This is a genomic window from Fictibacillus nanhaiensis, from assembly GCF_049537595.1.
In the GTDB taxonomy this organism is placed as follows: Bacteria; Bacillota; Bacilli; order Bacillales; family Fictibacillaceae; genus Fictibacillus; species Fictibacillus nanhaiensis_F.
This window is the reverse complement of the sequence record NZ_JBMULM010000001.1, coordinates 1,889,079-1,903,760: the sequence shown is the minus strand read 5'-3', so window position 1 is coordinate 1,903,760 and position 14,682 is coordinate 1,889,079. Positions and strand designations below refer to the sequence as shown.

At 39.8% G+C, this 14,682-nt stretch carries 16 protein-coding genes; all 16 read left to right on the top strand.

From position 1 onward, the window contains the following. The first annotated feature begins 48 nt into the window (after nucleotides 1-48). From flgG to ACOZ9X_RS09485, 16 genes are read left to right on the top strand one after another with little or no spacing between them, the layout of a single operon-like run. The gene (gene flgG / locus ACOZ9X_RS09560) at nucleotides 49-846 is read left to right on the top strand and encodes a flagellar basal body rod protein FlgG (RefSeq protein WP_423417964.1); all 798 of its coding nucleotides are present in this window, start codon (nucleotides 49-51) and stop codon (nucleotides 844-846) included. 48 nt (nucleotides 847-894) lie between these two features. Next, nucleotides 895-1,107, top strand: coding sequence for a flagellar FlbD family protein (locus ACOZ9X_RS09555; RefSeq protein ID WP_423417963.1), 213 nt, complete (start codon nucleotides 895-897; stop codon nucleotides 1,105-1,107). Then, nucleotides 1,108-1,536, top strand: a complete 429-nt coding sequence (gene fliL / locus ACOZ9X_RS09550) for a flagellar basal body-associated protein FliL (RefSeq protein ID WP_423417962.1) — start codon at nucleotides 1,108-1,110, stop codon at nucleotides 1,534-1,536. Between the two features lie 34 nt (nucleotides 1,537-1,570). Beyond that, on the top strand, nucleotides 1,571-2,563 hold the full coding sequence (gene fliM, locus ACOZ9X_RS09545; protein ID WP_423417961.1) for a flagellar motor switch protein FliM: 993 nt from the start codon (nucleotides 1,571-1,573) through the stop codon (nucleotides 2,561-2,563). Further along, on the top strand, nucleotides 2,557-3,693 hold the full coding sequence (gene fliY, locus ACOZ9X_RS09540) for a flagellar motor switch phosphatase FliY (RefSeq protein ID WP_423417960.1): 1,137 nt from the start codon (nucleotides 2,557-2,559) through the stop codon (nucleotides 3,691-3,693). Before fliM ends, fliY begins: the two co-directional genes overlap by 7 nt. 19 nt (nucleotides 3,694-3,712) lie before the next feature. Continuing rightward, nucleotides 3,713-4,075: a response regulator gene (locus ACOZ9X_RS09535; protein WP_066240809.1), complete on the top strand. Its 363-nt coding sequence runs from the start codon at nucleotides 3,713-3,715 to the stop codon at nucleotides 4,073-4,075. Between the two features lie 6 nt (nucleotides 4,076-4,081). Beyond that, on the top strand, nucleotides 4,082-4,759 hold the full coding sequence (locus ACOZ9X_RS09530; RefSeq protein ID WP_423417959.1) for a flagellar biosynthetic protein FliO: 678 nt from the start codon (nucleotides 4,082-4,084) through the stop codon (nucleotides 4,757-4,759). After that, entirely contained in the window at nucleotides 4,752-5,432 is a 681-nt protein-coding gene (gene fliP / locus ACOZ9X_RS09525; RefSeq protein ID WP_137789655.1) for a flagellar type III secretion system pore protein FliP, read from the top strand. Before ACOZ9X_RS09530 ends, fliP begins: the two co-directional genes overlap by 8 nt. Nucleotides 5,433-5,445: 13 nt before the next feature. Further along, the gene (gene fliQ / locus ACOZ9X_RS09520) at nucleotides 5,446-5,715 is read left to right on the top strand and encodes a flagellar biosynthesis protein FliQ (protein ID WP_066393686.1); all 270 of its coding nucleotides are present in this window, start codon (nucleotides 5,446-5,448) and stop codon (nucleotides 5,713-5,715) included. Nucleotides 5,716-5,719: 4 nt separating this feature from the next. Next, a complete protein-coding gene (fliR, locus tag ACOZ9X_RS09515) occupies nucleotides 5,720-6,490 on the top strand; it encodes a flagellar biosynthetic protein FliR (RefSeq protein ID WP_423417958.1) in 771 nt (256 codons plus the stop codon). Between the two features lie 4 nt (nucleotides 6,491-6,494). Next, nucleotides 6,495-7,574, top strand: a complete 1,080-nt coding sequence (gene flhB / locus ACOZ9X_RS09510; RefSeq protein ID WP_423417957.1) for a flagellar biosynthesis protein FlhB — start codon at nucleotides 6,495-6,497, stop codon at nucleotides 7,572-7,574. 23 nt (nucleotides 7,575-7,597) lie between these two features. Continuing rightward, nucleotides 7,598-9,631 (top strand): flagellar biosynthesis protein FlhA, encoded by a 2,034-nt coding sequence (gene flhA / locus ACOZ9X_RS09505; protein WP_423417956.1) that lies wholly within the window; start codon nucleotides 7,598-7,600, stop codon nucleotides 9,629-9,631. After that, nucleotides 9,631-10,752: a flagellar biosynthesis protein FlhF gene (gene flhF / locus ACOZ9X_RS09500; RefSeq protein ID WP_423417955.1), complete on the top strand. Its 1,122-nt coding sequence runs from the start codon at nucleotides 9,631-9,633 to the stop codon at nucleotides 10,750-10,752. The genes flhA and flhF overlap by 1 nt, the downstream gene beginning before the upstream one ends. Then, nucleotides 10,745-11,602: a MinD/ParA family protein gene (locus ACOZ9X_RS09495; protein WP_423417954.1), complete on the top strand. Its 858-nt coding sequence runs from the start codon at nucleotides 10,745-10,747 to the stop codon at nucleotides 11,600-11,602. The genes flhF and ACOZ9X_RS09495 overlap by 8 nt, the downstream gene beginning before the upstream one ends. A 7-nt stretch (nucleotides 11,603-11,609) precedes the next feature. After that, nucleotides 11,610-12,653 carry a protein-glutamate methylesterase/protein-glutamine glutaminase gene (locus tag ACOZ9X_RS09490; protein WP_423417953.1) on the top strand — a complete coding sequence of 348 codons (1,044 nt, stop codon included), beginning with the start codon at nucleotides 11,610-11,612 and terminating at the stop codon, nucleotides 12,651-12,653. A gap of 18 nt (nucleotides 12,654-12,671) precedes the next feature. Continuing rightward, on the top strand, nucleotides 12,672-14,678 hold the full coding sequence (locus ACOZ9X_RS09485) for a chemotaxis protein CheW (protein WP_423417952.1): 2,007 nt from the start codon (nucleotides 12,672-12,674) through the stop codon (nucleotides 14,676-14,678). Nucleotides 14,679-14,682: the final 4 nt, after the last annotated feature.

Here is a 14,682-nt window from a genome sequence, read left to right as displayed (position 1 = left end):
CCGATTGACAGACGCAGTTATTAAACCAAGTAAGGGAGATAAAAACAAATGTTACGTTCTATGTATTCAGGAATCAGTGGTATGAAAAACTTTCAGGTGAAGCTGGATGTAATCGGTAATAACATCGCAAACGTTAATACGTATGGCTTTAAAAAAGGTCGTACAACGTTTAAGGATCTTGTGAGTCAGCAGATAGCTGGGGCGAGTGAGCCTGGTGGTACTCGTGGTGGAGTAAACCCGAAGCAAGTTGGTCTAGGGTCACAACTAGCAACTATTGATACAGTGCACACTCAAGGTAGTCTACAAACAACAGGTCGACCCTTGGATTTAGGTATCTCGGGTGATGGATATTTCAGGTTAGGTAGCAATACAGGAACAGACATAACTTTTACTAGAGCAGGAAATTTTTATTTGGATAAAACTGGTTCAATTGTAAGTGCTGATGGGAGATTTTTACTCGGTGATAATGAACAACCTATTGTAATTAATACCGATGCAAAAAGTTTTAGTGTTGGTGCAGATGGCACAGTAAATTACATTGATAAAGATGGAAAATTAATTAAAGCTGGTCAAATTGAACTTGCGAAATTTGCTAACAATGAAGGTCTTGAAAAAGCTGGTGGTAATGAATATAGACTAAGTGCTAATTCCGGTGATGCAACACCAGTATTACCTGGAGCAGGCGGAGCTGGCACACTAGTAGCAGGTGCACTCGAAATGTCCAACGTAGACTTATCTGAAGAGTTCACTGAGATGATTGTTGCACAACGTGGATTCCAAGCGAATACAAGAATCATCACAACATCGGATGAGATCCTTCAAGAGCTAGTGAACTTAAAACGTTAACCTGAAGGGAGGTAGGGGTGAGCAGGAACCGGCTTAACTCCGAAACTCATGATTTCATTAACACAACTAAACGGCAATACGTTTACGCTGAATGCGATCTATATCGAACAGATTCAATCGTTTCCGGATACTACGATCACATTAACGACAGGCAAAAAGTTTGTTGTAAAAGAAAGTGAAGAAGAGGTTGCTCAGTTGATAGCAGCTTTTTATAGAAATATTACGCTTTTGCCACTAAGTCAGAAAAAGGAGGGTCTGTAGTTGGGAAAAAATAAAGCGGTAACGATCATGCTCTCCATGCTTGTAGCAATCGGTCTAATCGGTGCAGCAGGATATTACGGGTTTAAGCAGTTCTCACCTAAGACCGAAGCTTCTGAGCCTACAGCTGAAGAGCTGGACAAGCTGATGGTCGAAACCAATGAAATGACAACCAATCTTGCAGATCAGTCTTATGTGAAGATTCAGTTCAAGATTCAAGCGGATAATGAAGATGCAAAACACGAACTTGAGAAAAGATTGTTCCAAGTGAACAACCTGATCATCTATGAGATCTCGAACAAAAAAACAGAAGAACTATCTGGACAACAAGGGTTGACCTCTCTTGAGGACAAGTTGAAAACAGAGATTAATAAGGTTATGCAAGATGGGAAAGTAGTCAGAGTCTACACAACTCAAAAGATCATACAATAATTCACTAAAAACGGCATGAAAAGAGGTGAGACTCTTGGTAGATGTTTTGTCACAAAACGAAATAGATGCTCTTCTCTCCGCCCTTTCCACAGGAGAGATGGATGCAGAAGAGCTTAAAAAGGAAGAGTCAGAGAATAAGGTTAAAGTTTACGATTTTAAAAGAGCCCTACGTTTTTCAAAAGAGCAGATTCGTAGTTTAACGAGATTGCATGAAAACTTTGCAAGACTTTTAACGACTTACTTTTCAGCCCAGCTTAGAACGTACGTCCAGATCGGTGTTGCGTCTGTTGATCAGCTTCCATACGAGGAATTCATTCGTTCCGTTCCAAAGATGACTTTGTTGAATGTGTTTGAAGCCCATCCGTTTGAAGGACGCATCTTAATGGAAGTCAACCCGAATATCGCATACGCCATGCTTGATAGAGTGATGGGTGGCAGCGGGGCTGGAATGAATAAGATTGAGAATTTAACTGAGATTGAGACGAGAATCATGAATCAGTTATTTGAAAACACACTTGATAGTTTTAAAGAAGCATGGACAAGTGTGATTGAACTAGAGCCATTTATGCTCGATTTGGAAGTGAATCCGCAATTTTTACAGATGGTTTCTCCGAACGAAACGGTAGTCGTGATCTCATTGAATACGACGATTGGTGAAACGAGCGGAATGATCAACATCTGCCTTCCGCATGTTGTCATAGAGCCGATCATTCCTAAGCTCTCCGTTCATCATTGGATGCAGAATAAGAAGAAAACACCAATCCCAGGAGAGACAGAATTTATTGAACAAAAGATAAAGAACGCCTTCTTGCCTTTTAAAGTTGAGTTAGGATCTTCAGACATGTCAATCGAAGAATTTCTAAACTTATCAATTGGTGACTGTATTGAACTAGATCAACGGATCAACCGACCTCTCGTGATAAAAGTAGAAAACAATCCGAAGTTCTACGGGCAACCTGGAAAGGTGAAGAAAAAGTTAGCCGTTCAAATTATCGAAACCATTAAGGAGGATGAGGATCAATGGTAAGTGGAGATATGCTTTCACAAGACGAAATTGATGCTTTGTTGAATGGTGGAAGTCCTTCCTCGTCCGGAGAGACCGAAACCGAAGAATACCTATCATCGATCGAACGTGATGCTTTAGGTGAGATCGGAAACATCTCGTTTGGAAGTGCTGCAACAGCACTATCCACCCTGTTAAATCAAAAGGTAGACATCACGACGCCAACGGTAACAGTTGTTAAACGCACCGAGTTAAAAGATGAGTTTCCGATTCCGCATGTTGCGGTCCAAGTTACTTATACAGAAGGAATCGAAGGAGCTAACTTGTTAGTGATCCGTAAGACAGATGCACAGATCATTGCAGACTTGATGCTTGGCGGTGAAGGTACAAATCCTTCTCCAGATTTTGGAGAATTGCAACTAAGTGCTGTTGGTGAAGCGATGAATCAGATGATGGGATCAGCTTCTACATCGATGTCTACGATCTTTAATAAAAAAGTAGATATCTCTCCACCAAAAATTGATTTCTTAGATATTGAATCAAACACGAGTTTAATTCCTGATGAAGAGATACTAGTCAAAGTTTCATTCCGACTTAAAGTGGGTGAACTGATTGATTCAAATATCATGCAGCTCGTTGATGCTGAGTTTTCAAAGGACCTTGTACATAAGTTGATGAATCCTGAACCAGTTGTTGAAAAAGAGCCGGTTGCTGATTATGTACCTCATGAAGAAGTGGCTCCGGCATCTGCACCGGTAGACCATTATCAAGATCGTGTTCATAGTGAGCCAAGAAATGATCCTCAGCCTGCTTATCAATCACAGATGAGAGACGTTTCCATTCAGCCAGCAAGCTTTTCAGATTTTGGAGATTATGAGACGAATCAAAGAGATACGAAGAATTTAGACATGCTGTTAGACATTCCACTTCAAGTAACGGTTGAGCTTGGAAGAACGAAAAAAACGATTAAAGATATTTTAGAAATGTCTCAAGGTTCGATCGTAGAGCTCGATAAACTAGCTGGTGAACCAGTTGATATCTTTGTAAACCAAAAGATGATCGCAAAAGGTGAAGTTGTCGTTATCGATGAGAACTTCGGAGTACGGGTAACAGAGATTTTAAGTCAGCGTGATCGCTTAGAAAAATTGAAATAATTATCGGAGGTAAAGTGAAATGGGAGAACGTATTTTAGTTGTTGATGATGCAGCATTTATGAGAATGATGATCAAAGATATTTTAGTGAAAAATGGATTTGATGTTGTAGGTGAAGCAGCAGATGGTGCGCAAGCGATCGAGAAGTTCCAAGAGTTAAAACCAGATCTAGTTACGATGGATATCACGATGCCAGAGATGGATGGCATATCAGCTTTAAAAGAGATCAAGAAAACGAACCCTGAAGCAAAGATTATCATGTGTTCAGCGATGGGGCAGCAGGCGATGGTAATCGATGCGATCCAAGCTGGCGCAAAAGATTTTATCGTTAAGCCGTTTGCAGCTGACCGTGTAATCGAAGCGATTAAGAAGACTTTAGGATAAGCATACATGTATCGATGGTTAATTAGTCTTTTTGCAGCAGTTTGTCTTTCGCTTGTACCATTTAGTGTACAAGCGGAAGGCAGCAGTTCAGGGAAAAGTGTTTATGACACCATAAATAACTCAGATCAAAAAGGTGAGAAAGAAAAAGCACCAGCAGATAACAGCCCTGTCAGCTCTGAGAGTGAAAGCACATTTATGATGCTCGCCAAGCTCGTGTTTATGCTTGGAATCGTTCTAGCGATCTTGTTTTTTGTTTTACGCTTTATTCAAAGAAAATCTGTCAGTTTTCAAGATGGGAAAAACCTTCAGTCTTTAGGAGGCATCGGAATCGGACAGAATCGTTCTGTACAACTGATCAAAACAGGTAATTCTGTCTTGGTGGTAGGTGTTGGAGATTCGGTAACACTCCTAAAAGAGATTACCAATGAAGATGAAGTCCAGATGATGCTCGATCAGCGACCTTCCCAAAACGTTTTAACGATGACGGAACAATTGAAACAAAAATGGCTGAAAAGTAGAACGGAAGAGTCCAGTAAGACTAAGACTTCGAATGAAACAGGAACAGCAGAAACGAAAGATCAAACGCAATCTTTTAAGAATATGCTGCAATCGATCGTTCAAGATAAGAAGAATCAGCAAAAAGAACTTCAGAGAGTGCTAGAGAAAGGGAAACATCATGAATGAATTTATTCCTGGATTAGACTTGGATTTTATTAATAATAGCGATCCAGCGAACATGGAAACTACGATTCAGCTGTTGCTGCTGTTAACAGTCCTTTCGCTTGCTCCAAGTATCTTAATTCTTATGACTTGTTTTACGAGGATTATCATTGTCTTATCTTTTGTTAGAACTTCATTAGCGACGCAGCAGATGCCGCCTAACCAAGTTTTGATTGGAATTGCATTGTTCTTAACTTTTTTTATCATGGCGCCAGTGATGCATGAGGTAAACAAAGAAGCGGTCCAGCCGTTAGTAAAAGGTGAGATCTCACAAGAAGAGGCGTTTGATAAAGGAAGTCTTCCGATCAAAGAATTCATGGCAAAACATACACGTCAGAAAGATCTAATGCTGTTTATGGAATATTCAGGTGCAAAAAAGCCAGAAAGTATTAAAGATATTCCGTTAACGACACTTGTTCCAGCGTTTGCCATAAGTGAATTAAAGACAGCCTTTCAGATTGGATTCATGATTTTTGTACCGTTCTTGATCATTGATATGGTCGTTGCGTCTATTTTAATGGCTATGGGGATGATGATGCTGCCGCCCGTTATGATATCACTGCCATTTAAGATCTTATTATTCGTACTGGTTGATGGCTGGTACCTCATCGTTAAATCATTGCTATTAAGCTATTAGGGCAGGTGGAAACATGGATTCTCAATTTGTAATTTCTTTAGCAGAAAAAGGGGTATACATGACCTTGCTTTTGTGCGGTCCGCTCATGTTATTAGCCCTGATTGTAGGTTTGATCGTCAGTATATTTCAAGCAACAACGCAGATTCAGGAACAAACACTTGCATTTATACCAAAGATTGTTGCCGTGTTAGTAGGACTCGTGTTTTTTGGGCCTTGGATGCTTTCTCAAATCCTAGGATTTACATCAAATATCTTCCAAAATTTACACACTTATATAGGATGAAGAAATGATAGATTTAGTGGCTTTCCCTGCTTTTTTATTAATCCTAACTAGAGTATCGGCATTTTTCTTAACAATTCCTGTGTTTTCCAATAAAAATTTACCTGTGATGCATAAAATCGGATTATCGTTATTCTTATCTTGGATCATGTTGTACGCTGTTGACCCAAAACCAATTCCATTGGATGCTACTTTTTTTCTATTAATCATTAAAGAAGCGATGGTAGGACTAACAATCGGATTTATTGCAGCGATCGTTTTCTACGCGATTCAAGTTGCCGGCGGATTTATTGATCTACAGATGGGTTTTGCGATCGCGAACGTGTTCGATCCGCAAACAGGTATCCAGACACCATTGATGGGGAGATATCTGTATACGTTTGCCATTCTTTTCTTACTAGCAACAGATGCGCATCACATGTTACTTGATGGAATCTTTTATAGTTATCAATTTTTACCGATTGATTCGGCCATATCAAATTTTGGAGATGGCGGGGTCATGAAGTTTGTACTAAGTGTGTTCTCAGGTATGTTCTTAGTTGCTCTTCAGATGGCGATACCTATCGTTGGCACGTTGTTTTTAGCGGACCTTGCACTTGGGATCGTAGCCAGAACCGTACCACAGATGAACATCTTTGTTATCGGTCTGCCGGTAAAAATCTTAATTGCTTTCGTATTGTTTTTAGTAGTAATGCCCGCATTCTTTGTATCTGTTCAGATGCTGGTGGATCAGATGCGTGACAGCATGATTAACTTAATGGAATTGTTAGGGGCTTAAGGCGATGAGATATCCGATCAATCTACAATACTTTTCAGGAGAAAAAACCGAAAAAGCAACACCGAAAAAAAGGCAGGAAAGCAGAAAAAAAGGACAAGTAGCCAAAAGTGCTGACATCAATGCTGCACTAGTGCTGTTTGCATCCGTGATGTTTCTATCCTTTATGGGGAGTTGGATGGGGCAAAGATTGCTTCACCTCTTCGCTTATAGTCTAGATAAAAAACTGCTTTATCATGTTACGGAATCTAGTATTCCTAAACTGTTTTGGGAGCTTTCGCTTGAAGTCGCTATCATCATAGCACCTGTAATGATTGCGGCTATGATCGCCGGAGTCTTAGGAAACTATTTACAAGTTGGCTTTTTATTATCAACAGAGGCGATTCAGATGAAACTTGAACGGATCAATCCGTTATCTGGATTTAAACGAATCTACTCAGTGCGGGCTCTTGTTGAACTATCTAAATCGCTGCTTAAAATTCTACTAATCGGTGGTGTAACATTTATTATCCTTTGGAGTGAGCGAGATATTTATTTAAGAATGAGCTTAGTGAGTATTGAATCGTCACTTCCTGTATTCGGAGGACTTGCGGTCAAGATGGGCTTTGCCGCTTCACTCGTTTTACTTTTTCTTGCGTTTCTTGACTATATGTACCAAAAATACGATTTTGAAAAAAATATTAGGATGTCTAAACAAGATATTAAAGACGAATACAAAAAATCTGAAGGTGATCCTAAGATTAAAGGGAAGATCAAGGAAAAACAAAGACAGATGGCTATGAGGCGAATGATGCAAGAAGTGCCTAAAGCAGATGTTATCATCACAAACCCTACACATTACGCGATCTGCTTAAAGTATGACGATAACAGCATGGATGCTCCAGTAGTTGTAGCAAAAGGAGTAGATCTAATCGCTCAACGCATCAAAGAGATCGCCAAAGAGAATAACGTAGCGGTTGTAGAAAACAAACCTCTAGCTAGAACGCTGTACGCTCGTGTTGAGATCGGGCATGTGATTCCTGAAGATCTGTTTAAAGCCGTAGCTGAAATTTTAGCCTTTGTATACCGTGTAAAGAAAAAAGCGTAAGGAATGAATAGGAGAGTTTACAGATGAAAGCTAGAGACATGAGTGTTTTAGCAGGCGTTATTCTCATAATCGCCATGCTCGTCATACCAATGCCAACGTTTATGTTGGATTTCTTAATCATAACGAATATATCTCTGGCACTTTTAATCATATTGATTGCCATGAACACGACACAGCCTCTCCAATTTTCTATATTTCCGTCATTATTATTGTTAGTGACGCTTTTTAGACTAGGGCTAAACGTTTCGACAACAAGAAGCATCCTTTCAACAGGAGATGCTGGAAACGTTGTACATACTTTCGGTGAATTTGTTGTAGGTGGAAATATTCTTGTTGGTATCGTAGTATTTTTCATTCTAATTATTATTCAATTTATCGTAATTACGAAAGGATCTGAACGTGTATCAGAAGTTGCTGCAAGGTTTACACTCGATGCGATGCCTGGTAAGCAGATGAGCATCGATGCAGATTTAAACGCTGGTATGATTTCAGATCGGGAAGCGAAAGAAAGACGTGAAACGATTGAACGAGAAGCAGATTTTTACGGAGCGATGGATGGAGCGAGTAAATTTGTTAAAGGTGATGCAATAGCTGGTATTATCATCGTTTTGATCAATATGTTGTTCGGAATCATCATCGGAATGCTTCAGATGGGTCTTAGCTTTGGTGAGAGTGCAGAATTGTTTACAAGAATGACGGTTGGTGATGGATTAGTATCACAGATTCCAGCGCTGATCATTTCGACAGCGACAGGGATTATCGTGACACGTGCGGCATCAGAAGGAAACTTAGGATTTGATATCAGCAAGCAACTGCTTGCGTATCCTATCATGCTTTTTGTTGCTGGAGGAACCATCATCATGCTGGGGTTGTTCACACCGATCAATGACTTTTTTACAATTACGATCGGCGGTATCTTAGCGATCGGCGGGTATCTTCTATTAAAAGCTGAGCGTGAGCAAAAAGAAAAAGAAGAAGTGGTTGAAGAAGATATTCAAACTGAACAGCTGAAAAGTCCTGAATCTGTAGTGAACCTTCTGCAGATCGACCCGATCGAATTTGAATTTGGCTACAGTCTCATTCCTTTAGCTGATACTTCGCAAGGCGGTGACCTGTTGGATAGAATCGTAATGATCAGAAGGCAACTTGCGTTAGAGCTTGGAATGATCGTACCGGTCGTTCGAATTCGGGACAACATTCAGCTTCAGCCGAATGAATACAGAATCAAAATTAAAGGCAGCCAAGTCGCAAAAGGTGAGTTGCTGTTGGATCATTATTTAGCGATGAGTCCAGGAATTGATGATGAAGAGGTACAAGGTATCGAAACGATGGAACCAGCATTTGGTCTGCCGGCCATCTGGATCGGTGAAGAGATGAAAGAACGAGCTGAATACTCAGGATATACTGTTGTAGATCCGCCTTCTGTCGTCTCAACACATTTGACAGAAGTGATCAAGAAACACGCACACGAACTGATCGGAAGACAAGAAACGAAACAACTTGTAGATCACCTAAAAGAATCGTATCCAGCCATTGTCGAAGAAGTTACACCAGATGCACTTACGATCGGTGAAGTTCAAAAGGTATTATCCAAACTTTTACGAGAGCGAATCTCGATTCGTAACTTGGCGGTAATCTTTGAAACGTTAGCTGATTTTGCAAAGATGACAAAAGATACAGATCTATTAACAGAGTATGTAAGACAAGGTTTGTCCCGACAGATATCAAAAAGCTATACGAATGAAAATGAACCGCTGCATGTTATCACACTTGGCGGATCGGTAGAAAAGAAGATAGCTGATGCTGTTCAGCAAACAGAACATGGCAATTACCTTTCTTTAGATCCGCAAGATTCTCAAGTGATCTTTGACAGCATTACATCTGAACTTGAATCAGGACGAAGCTTTGACCAATCCGTTGTTCTCTTATGTTCACCAGCTGTAAGGATGTACGTAAGGCAACTCATTGAGCGTTATCTTCCAGATGTAGCGGTTCTATCATACAACGAATTGGAGCCTGAGCTAGAAGTGAAAAGTGTAGGGGTGGTGAACATCTGATGAAAGTGAAGAAGTATACAGCACAGAACTTGCCAGAAGCTATGAAATTAGTTAGAGCAGATCTTGGCAGCGGTGCAGTCATATTAAATACAAGAGAGGTTCAAGTTGGCGGGTTCTTCGGATTCTTTACAAAGAAGAACGTTGAAATTTTCGCTGGATTGGACCAAGACATAGATTATCATCAAACGAAGAATCATAACAAGAATATTGTGAAACAACAGCAACCTGTGTATCAAGAAGAGGAATTGACTAAGGAGATTCGTCAACTGAAGAAGATGGTTCACACGTTGACCGTACAATCCAAGATTCCAGAAGATACAGCACCATTTGTTAAAGAATGGGAAACATTTCTTTGCAATCAAGAAGTTGACTCAACGATACTTGAAGAACTCATTCCTTCATTATCTACTAAATATGAAAGTCTGGATGAAACAGAAAGAGAGAACTATGACTGGAATACGTGGATCAGCAGCTTTTTAAGTGCAAGAATGGCTAAAAGTGAGTTTGGTGGCTTTCATTATGAAACGAAATTCTTAAACTTGATCGGACCTACTGGTGTTGGTAAAACAACGACGATAGCCAAGATTGGAGCAAAAGCGGTTTTAAAGGATGGTAAGAAAGTGGCGTTTATTACAACTGATACTTATCGGATCGCTGCTATCGACCAACTAAAAACGTACGCTGAGATTTTAAACATTCCATGTGAGGTCGCTTATACGGCGGATGATTTTAAGAAAGCTAAAGAAAAGTTCGAAGATTATGATCTAGTGCTAGTAGATTCTGCAGGCAGAAATTTTTTAAATCGTTTTTATATCGAAGAACTTCAAAGAATCATCCATTTTGATAAGGATATGAACAACTATCTCGTCCTTTCATTAACTTCAAAATATAGAGATATGGAAACCATCTATAGTCAGTTTAAGAGTCTACCTGTTCATAAAGTGATCTTTACAAAAAAAGATGAAACAAAGACGTACGGCTCATTACTAAATCTTGCAATCTTAAACAATGTACCGATCGGCTATGTAACTAACGGCCAGAACGTCCCTGACGATATGTTTGAGGCTGACGCGGATGAACTAATTCAGATGTTGTTAAAGGAAAAGTCACATCATGCTTGATCAAGCGATTAGCCTTCGAAAACAATTAGTCTCTGCTTCGTCAAACAGTGCACGAGTGATCTCTGTAGTCAGTGGTAAAGGCGGCGTCGGTAAAACGAACGTCACGGTGAATCTTGCCCTTTCATTGGTTACAATGGGAAAGCGCGTTTTAGTACTAGATCTAGATATAGGTATGGGAAATGTAGATTTAATTCTCGGTAGAAGATCTCACAAACATTTGATGGATATGCTTTCGAATCAATTGTCTGTATGGGAGATCATCGAAGAGGGTAACGACGGACTACATACGATTGCTGGCGGCAGGAATTTCGGTTCTTTGACAAGCATAACGGATGAGATGTTGGTACATTTTATGAATCAACTAGAAGAATTAGAGAGATTTTATGATTTTATCTTTTTAGACATGGGTGCAGGTGCAACAGAAACAGCTTTAAAATTTGTGCTTGCAAGCCATGAGGTATTGGTGATCGCTACACCTGAGATCACATCACTAACAGATGCCTATTCTATGATGAAATTCATTTATATGAAAGATAAAGAACTTCCCTTCTACTTAGTTATCAACCGATATGAAAATCTAAGAGAAGGAAGAGATACGGTTGAAAAGTTAAGCCATGTTTGTAAACAGTTCTTACAAAAAGAGCTGATCTGTTTAGGGCAGATACCGATGGATCAAGATGTATGGCATGCTGTAAAAAAACAAATTCCCTTCTCTATTCATAAGCCATCTTCATTAGCTTCCAAAGCTGTATATCAGCTAGCAGAAACGTATGTTGGTACGGTAAAACAGCAAGAAGTATCTTATAAGTCTTTCATCGGCAAGTTGAAGTCATTTTTCAGAGAAAGGTAGATGCTTCATGAAACAAATCAGAGTGCTAATTGTAGATGATTCTGCCTTTATGAGAAAGCTGATCAAAGAGTTCTTAAGTGAAGATCCTAGAATTATGGTGATCGATACAGCTAGAAACGGACAGGAAGCAATTGATAAAACATTAAAATTAAAACCAGACGTTATCACGATGGATGTTGAAATGCCCGTTTTAAATGGCATCGATGCTGCAAGAACGATCATGAACAGCTCCCCTGTTCCAATCATCATGTTATCGAGCACAACAAAAGTCGGTGCAGAAAATACGATTCTAGCTATGGAAGCAGGAGCTATCGATTTTATCGCTAAGCCCTCTGGCGCGATATCCCTAGATTTACATAAAGTGAAAAATAGTTTAATAGAAAAAGTGATCACGTCTTCAAAAGCAAATATCTCAACAAAAAAAGCTCTGTCACCATATAAACTTGAAAATGTGCAGAAGAGAAGCCTAAAGAGAGAGCACAAAGACAAGCTGGTGTTGATCGGTACATCCACTGGCGGTCCAAGAGCATTACAACAAGTGTTCACAAAGCTTCCTACAGACTTAGATGCACCTGTTGTTGTCGTACAACATATGCCCGCAGGGTTTACGAGATCGTTAGCAGATCGATTGAATTCATTATCGAACGTTTCTGTAAAAGAGGCGGAAGATCATGAGCTGTTACAAAAAGGTTATGTTTACATCGCACCAGGTGGTTTTCATGTACGACTATACGAGAAGATGGGGCGATTGTACGTTTCGTTACATAAAGATGATCCCGTAGGCGGACATCGGCCAGCAGTTAACGTACTGTTCAGATCTGCAAGCAAACTTAAAGACTACCAAAAGATCGCTGTCATCATGACGGGTATGGGCTCTGATGGCACAGAAGGAATCATAGATTTAAAAGAAGCGGGTTCAACGGTAGTTATTGCAGAAGCAGAAGAATCCTGCATTGTTTATGGAATGCCAAAGGCCGCGGTTCTTACAAAAAAGGTAGATGAAATTGTTCATTTAGAGTCAATTGGATCAGCAATCTTGAACCATTTGTAAAATAGGAGGAATTATACGATGGAAATGACACAATATCTCGACATATTCATTGAAGAAAGCAAAGAGCATTTACAGTCTATTAATCAACAAGTACTTCTGCTGGAAAAAACACCCGGTGAACTTTCAATTGTCAATGAGATTTTCCGTTCTGCTCATACATTAAAAGGCATGTCGGCTACGATGGGATATGAAGATCTAGCTAACCTCACTCATTGTATGGAGAATGTTCTAGATGCGATTCGCAATAGCAAATTAGACGTTTCATCTTCTGTACTAGATGTACTCTTCGCTTCACTTGATCACTTAGAAGCGATGGTAGTTGAAATTTCAGAAGGCGGCAGCGGAAAACGTGATGTTGTTGAGACAGTGAAAGAGTTAGAGGCACTTGAAAAGGGAGAAGTTCCACAATCGATGCAAGCTGTAGCGAACAATGAAGCAGGTTCATTGCAAGATTATGATCAATATGAAAAACAGATCATCATTCAATCAAAAGAACAAGGCTTTCATGCATACGAATTATCGATCTCATTAAGAGAAGACTGTATTTTAAAAGCAGCCAGAGTATATATGGTGTTTGAAGTGATCGAACAGATCGGTGAGATCATTAAGACGTTACCAGCGGTAGATCTGCTAGAAACAGAACAATTTGGAACACAATTTACTCTTTCCATCCTTACGAAAGAGTCCGCCGAAAACGTTAAAGAACGGATCTTAAAAGTTTCTGAGATTGATGCAGTAGACGTGACTGATATTAAGGCAGATCAACTTGACATATCGTCAAATTCTGACAGGGAAGAGAATGACAATTTAGAGCAACAAGAAGTATCACCGCAAGATAAAAAGAGTGAAGTACAGCAAACTTCAAATGCTGGTAGCAGTGGGAAAACCATTCGTGTCAATATTGAGAGGCTTGATCAGCTCATGAACTTGTTTGAAGAACTTGTCATTGACCGTGGTCGGCTAGAAGAGATTTCGAAATCATTAAAAAGCATGGAACTGAATGAGACTGTTGAACGAATGTCTCGTGTGTCAGGAGATCTGCAAAACATCATCCTGACGATGAGAATGGTTCCAGTAGAGCAAGTCTTCAATCGGTTTCCAAGAATGATCAGAGGACTAGCGAAAGATCTAGGTAAAAAAGTTAACCTCGAGATCGTAGGAGCAGAAACTGAACTAGATCGAACCGTAATCGATGAGATCGGTGACCCACTTGTTCACTTGCTTCGAAACTCGATTGACCATGGCATTGAAAACCCAGGGGTACGTTCTTCTAAAGGTAAGAATGAAACAGGTACCATCTATTTAAGAGCTTTTCATAGCGGCAATCATGTATTTATCGAGATACAAGATGATGGAGCGGGTATAAATAAACAAAAAGTATTAAATAAAGCGATCGAAAATGGAATCCTCACGAAAGAAATGTCTGAAAATTTGACCGATAAACAGTGTTTTGAATTATTGTTCGCTTCAGGCTTTTCTACAGCTGATGTTGTTTCTGACATCTCGGGACGTGGAGTAGGATTGGATGTTGTGAAAAACAAGATTGAATCGTTAGGTGGTTCTATCACAGTCGATTCAACGGAAGGTTCAGGAACGATCTTTTCCATACAGCTTCCTCTTACCCTCTCGATCATGTCTGTCATGCTCGTTGAGATCAGTCGTGAGAAATATGCGATTCCGTTATCGTCAATCATTGAAACAGCTATCATTAGGAAAGAAGACATTCTTTCTGCGCACAATCAGAAAGTGATCGATTTTAGAGGTAAAGTTGTACCTCTTGTGAACATGAAAGATATTTTTGAAGTCCCTGGTTCAACTGAATCGGGTCAGCACGTTCCTGTAGTCGTAGTAAGAAAAGGAGATAAGATGGCAGCGTTAGTAGTTGATTCGTTTATCGGACAGCAAGAGATCGTCTTGAAATCACTCGGTCAGTATCTAACATCGGTATTTGCTATCTCTGGCGCAACGATTCTTGGAGATGGACAAGTAGCATTAATTCTCGATTGCAACGCACTCATTAAATAAGGTG

Coding starts and splice junctions, on each gene's coding strand:
- flgG (WP_423417964.1), top strand. CDS start 49: ATGTTACGTTCTATGTATTCAGGAATCAGTGGTATGAAAAACTTTCAG.
- ACOZ9X_RS09555 (WP_423417963.1), top strand. CDS start 895: ATGATTTCATTAACACAACTAAACGGCAATACGTTTACGCTGAATGCG.
- fliY (WP_423417960.1), top strand. CDS start 2,557: ATGGTAAGTGGAGATATGCTTTCACAAGACGAAATTGATGCTTTGTTG.
- ACOZ9X_RS09535 (WP_066240809.1), top strand. CDS start 3,713: ATGGGAGAACGTATTTTAGTTGTTGATGATGCAGCATTTATGAGAATG.
- ACOZ9X_RS09530 (WP_423417959.1), top strand. CDS start 4,082: ATGTATCGATGGTTAATTAGTCTTTTTGCAGCAGTTTGTCTTTCGCTT.
- fliP (WP_137789655.1), top strand. CDS start 4,752: ATGAATGAATTTATTCCTGGATTAGACTTGGATTTTATTAATAATAGC.
- fliQ (WP_066393686.1), top strand. CDS start 5,446: ATGGATTCTCAATTTGTAATTTCTTTAGCAGAAAAAGGGGTATACATG.
- fliR (WP_423417958.1), top strand. CDS start 5,720: ATGATAGATTTAGTGGCTTTCCCTGCTTTTTTATTAATCCTAACTAGA.
- flhB (WP_423417957.1), top strand. CDS start 6,495: ATGAGATATCCGATCAATCTACAATACTTTTCAGGAGAAAAAACCGAA.
- flhA (WP_423417956.1), top strand. CDS start 7,598: ATGAAAGCTAGAGACATGAGTGTTTTAGCAGGCGTTATTCTCATAATC.
- flhF (WP_423417955.1), top strand. CDS start 9,631: ATGAAAGTGAAGAAGTATACAGCACAGAACTTGCCAGAAGCTATGAAA.
- ACOZ9X_RS09495 (WP_423417954.1), top strand. CDS start 10,745: ATGCTTGATCAAGCGATTAGCCTTCGAAAACAATTAGTCTCTGCTTCG.
- ACOZ9X_RS09490 (WP_423417953.1), top strand. CDS start 11,610: ATGAAACAAATCAGAGTGCTAATTGTAGATGATTCTGCCTTTATGAGA.
- ACOZ9X_RS09485 (WP_423417952.1), top strand. CDS start 12,672: ATGGAAATGACACAATATCTCGACATATTCATTGAAGAAAGCAAAGAG.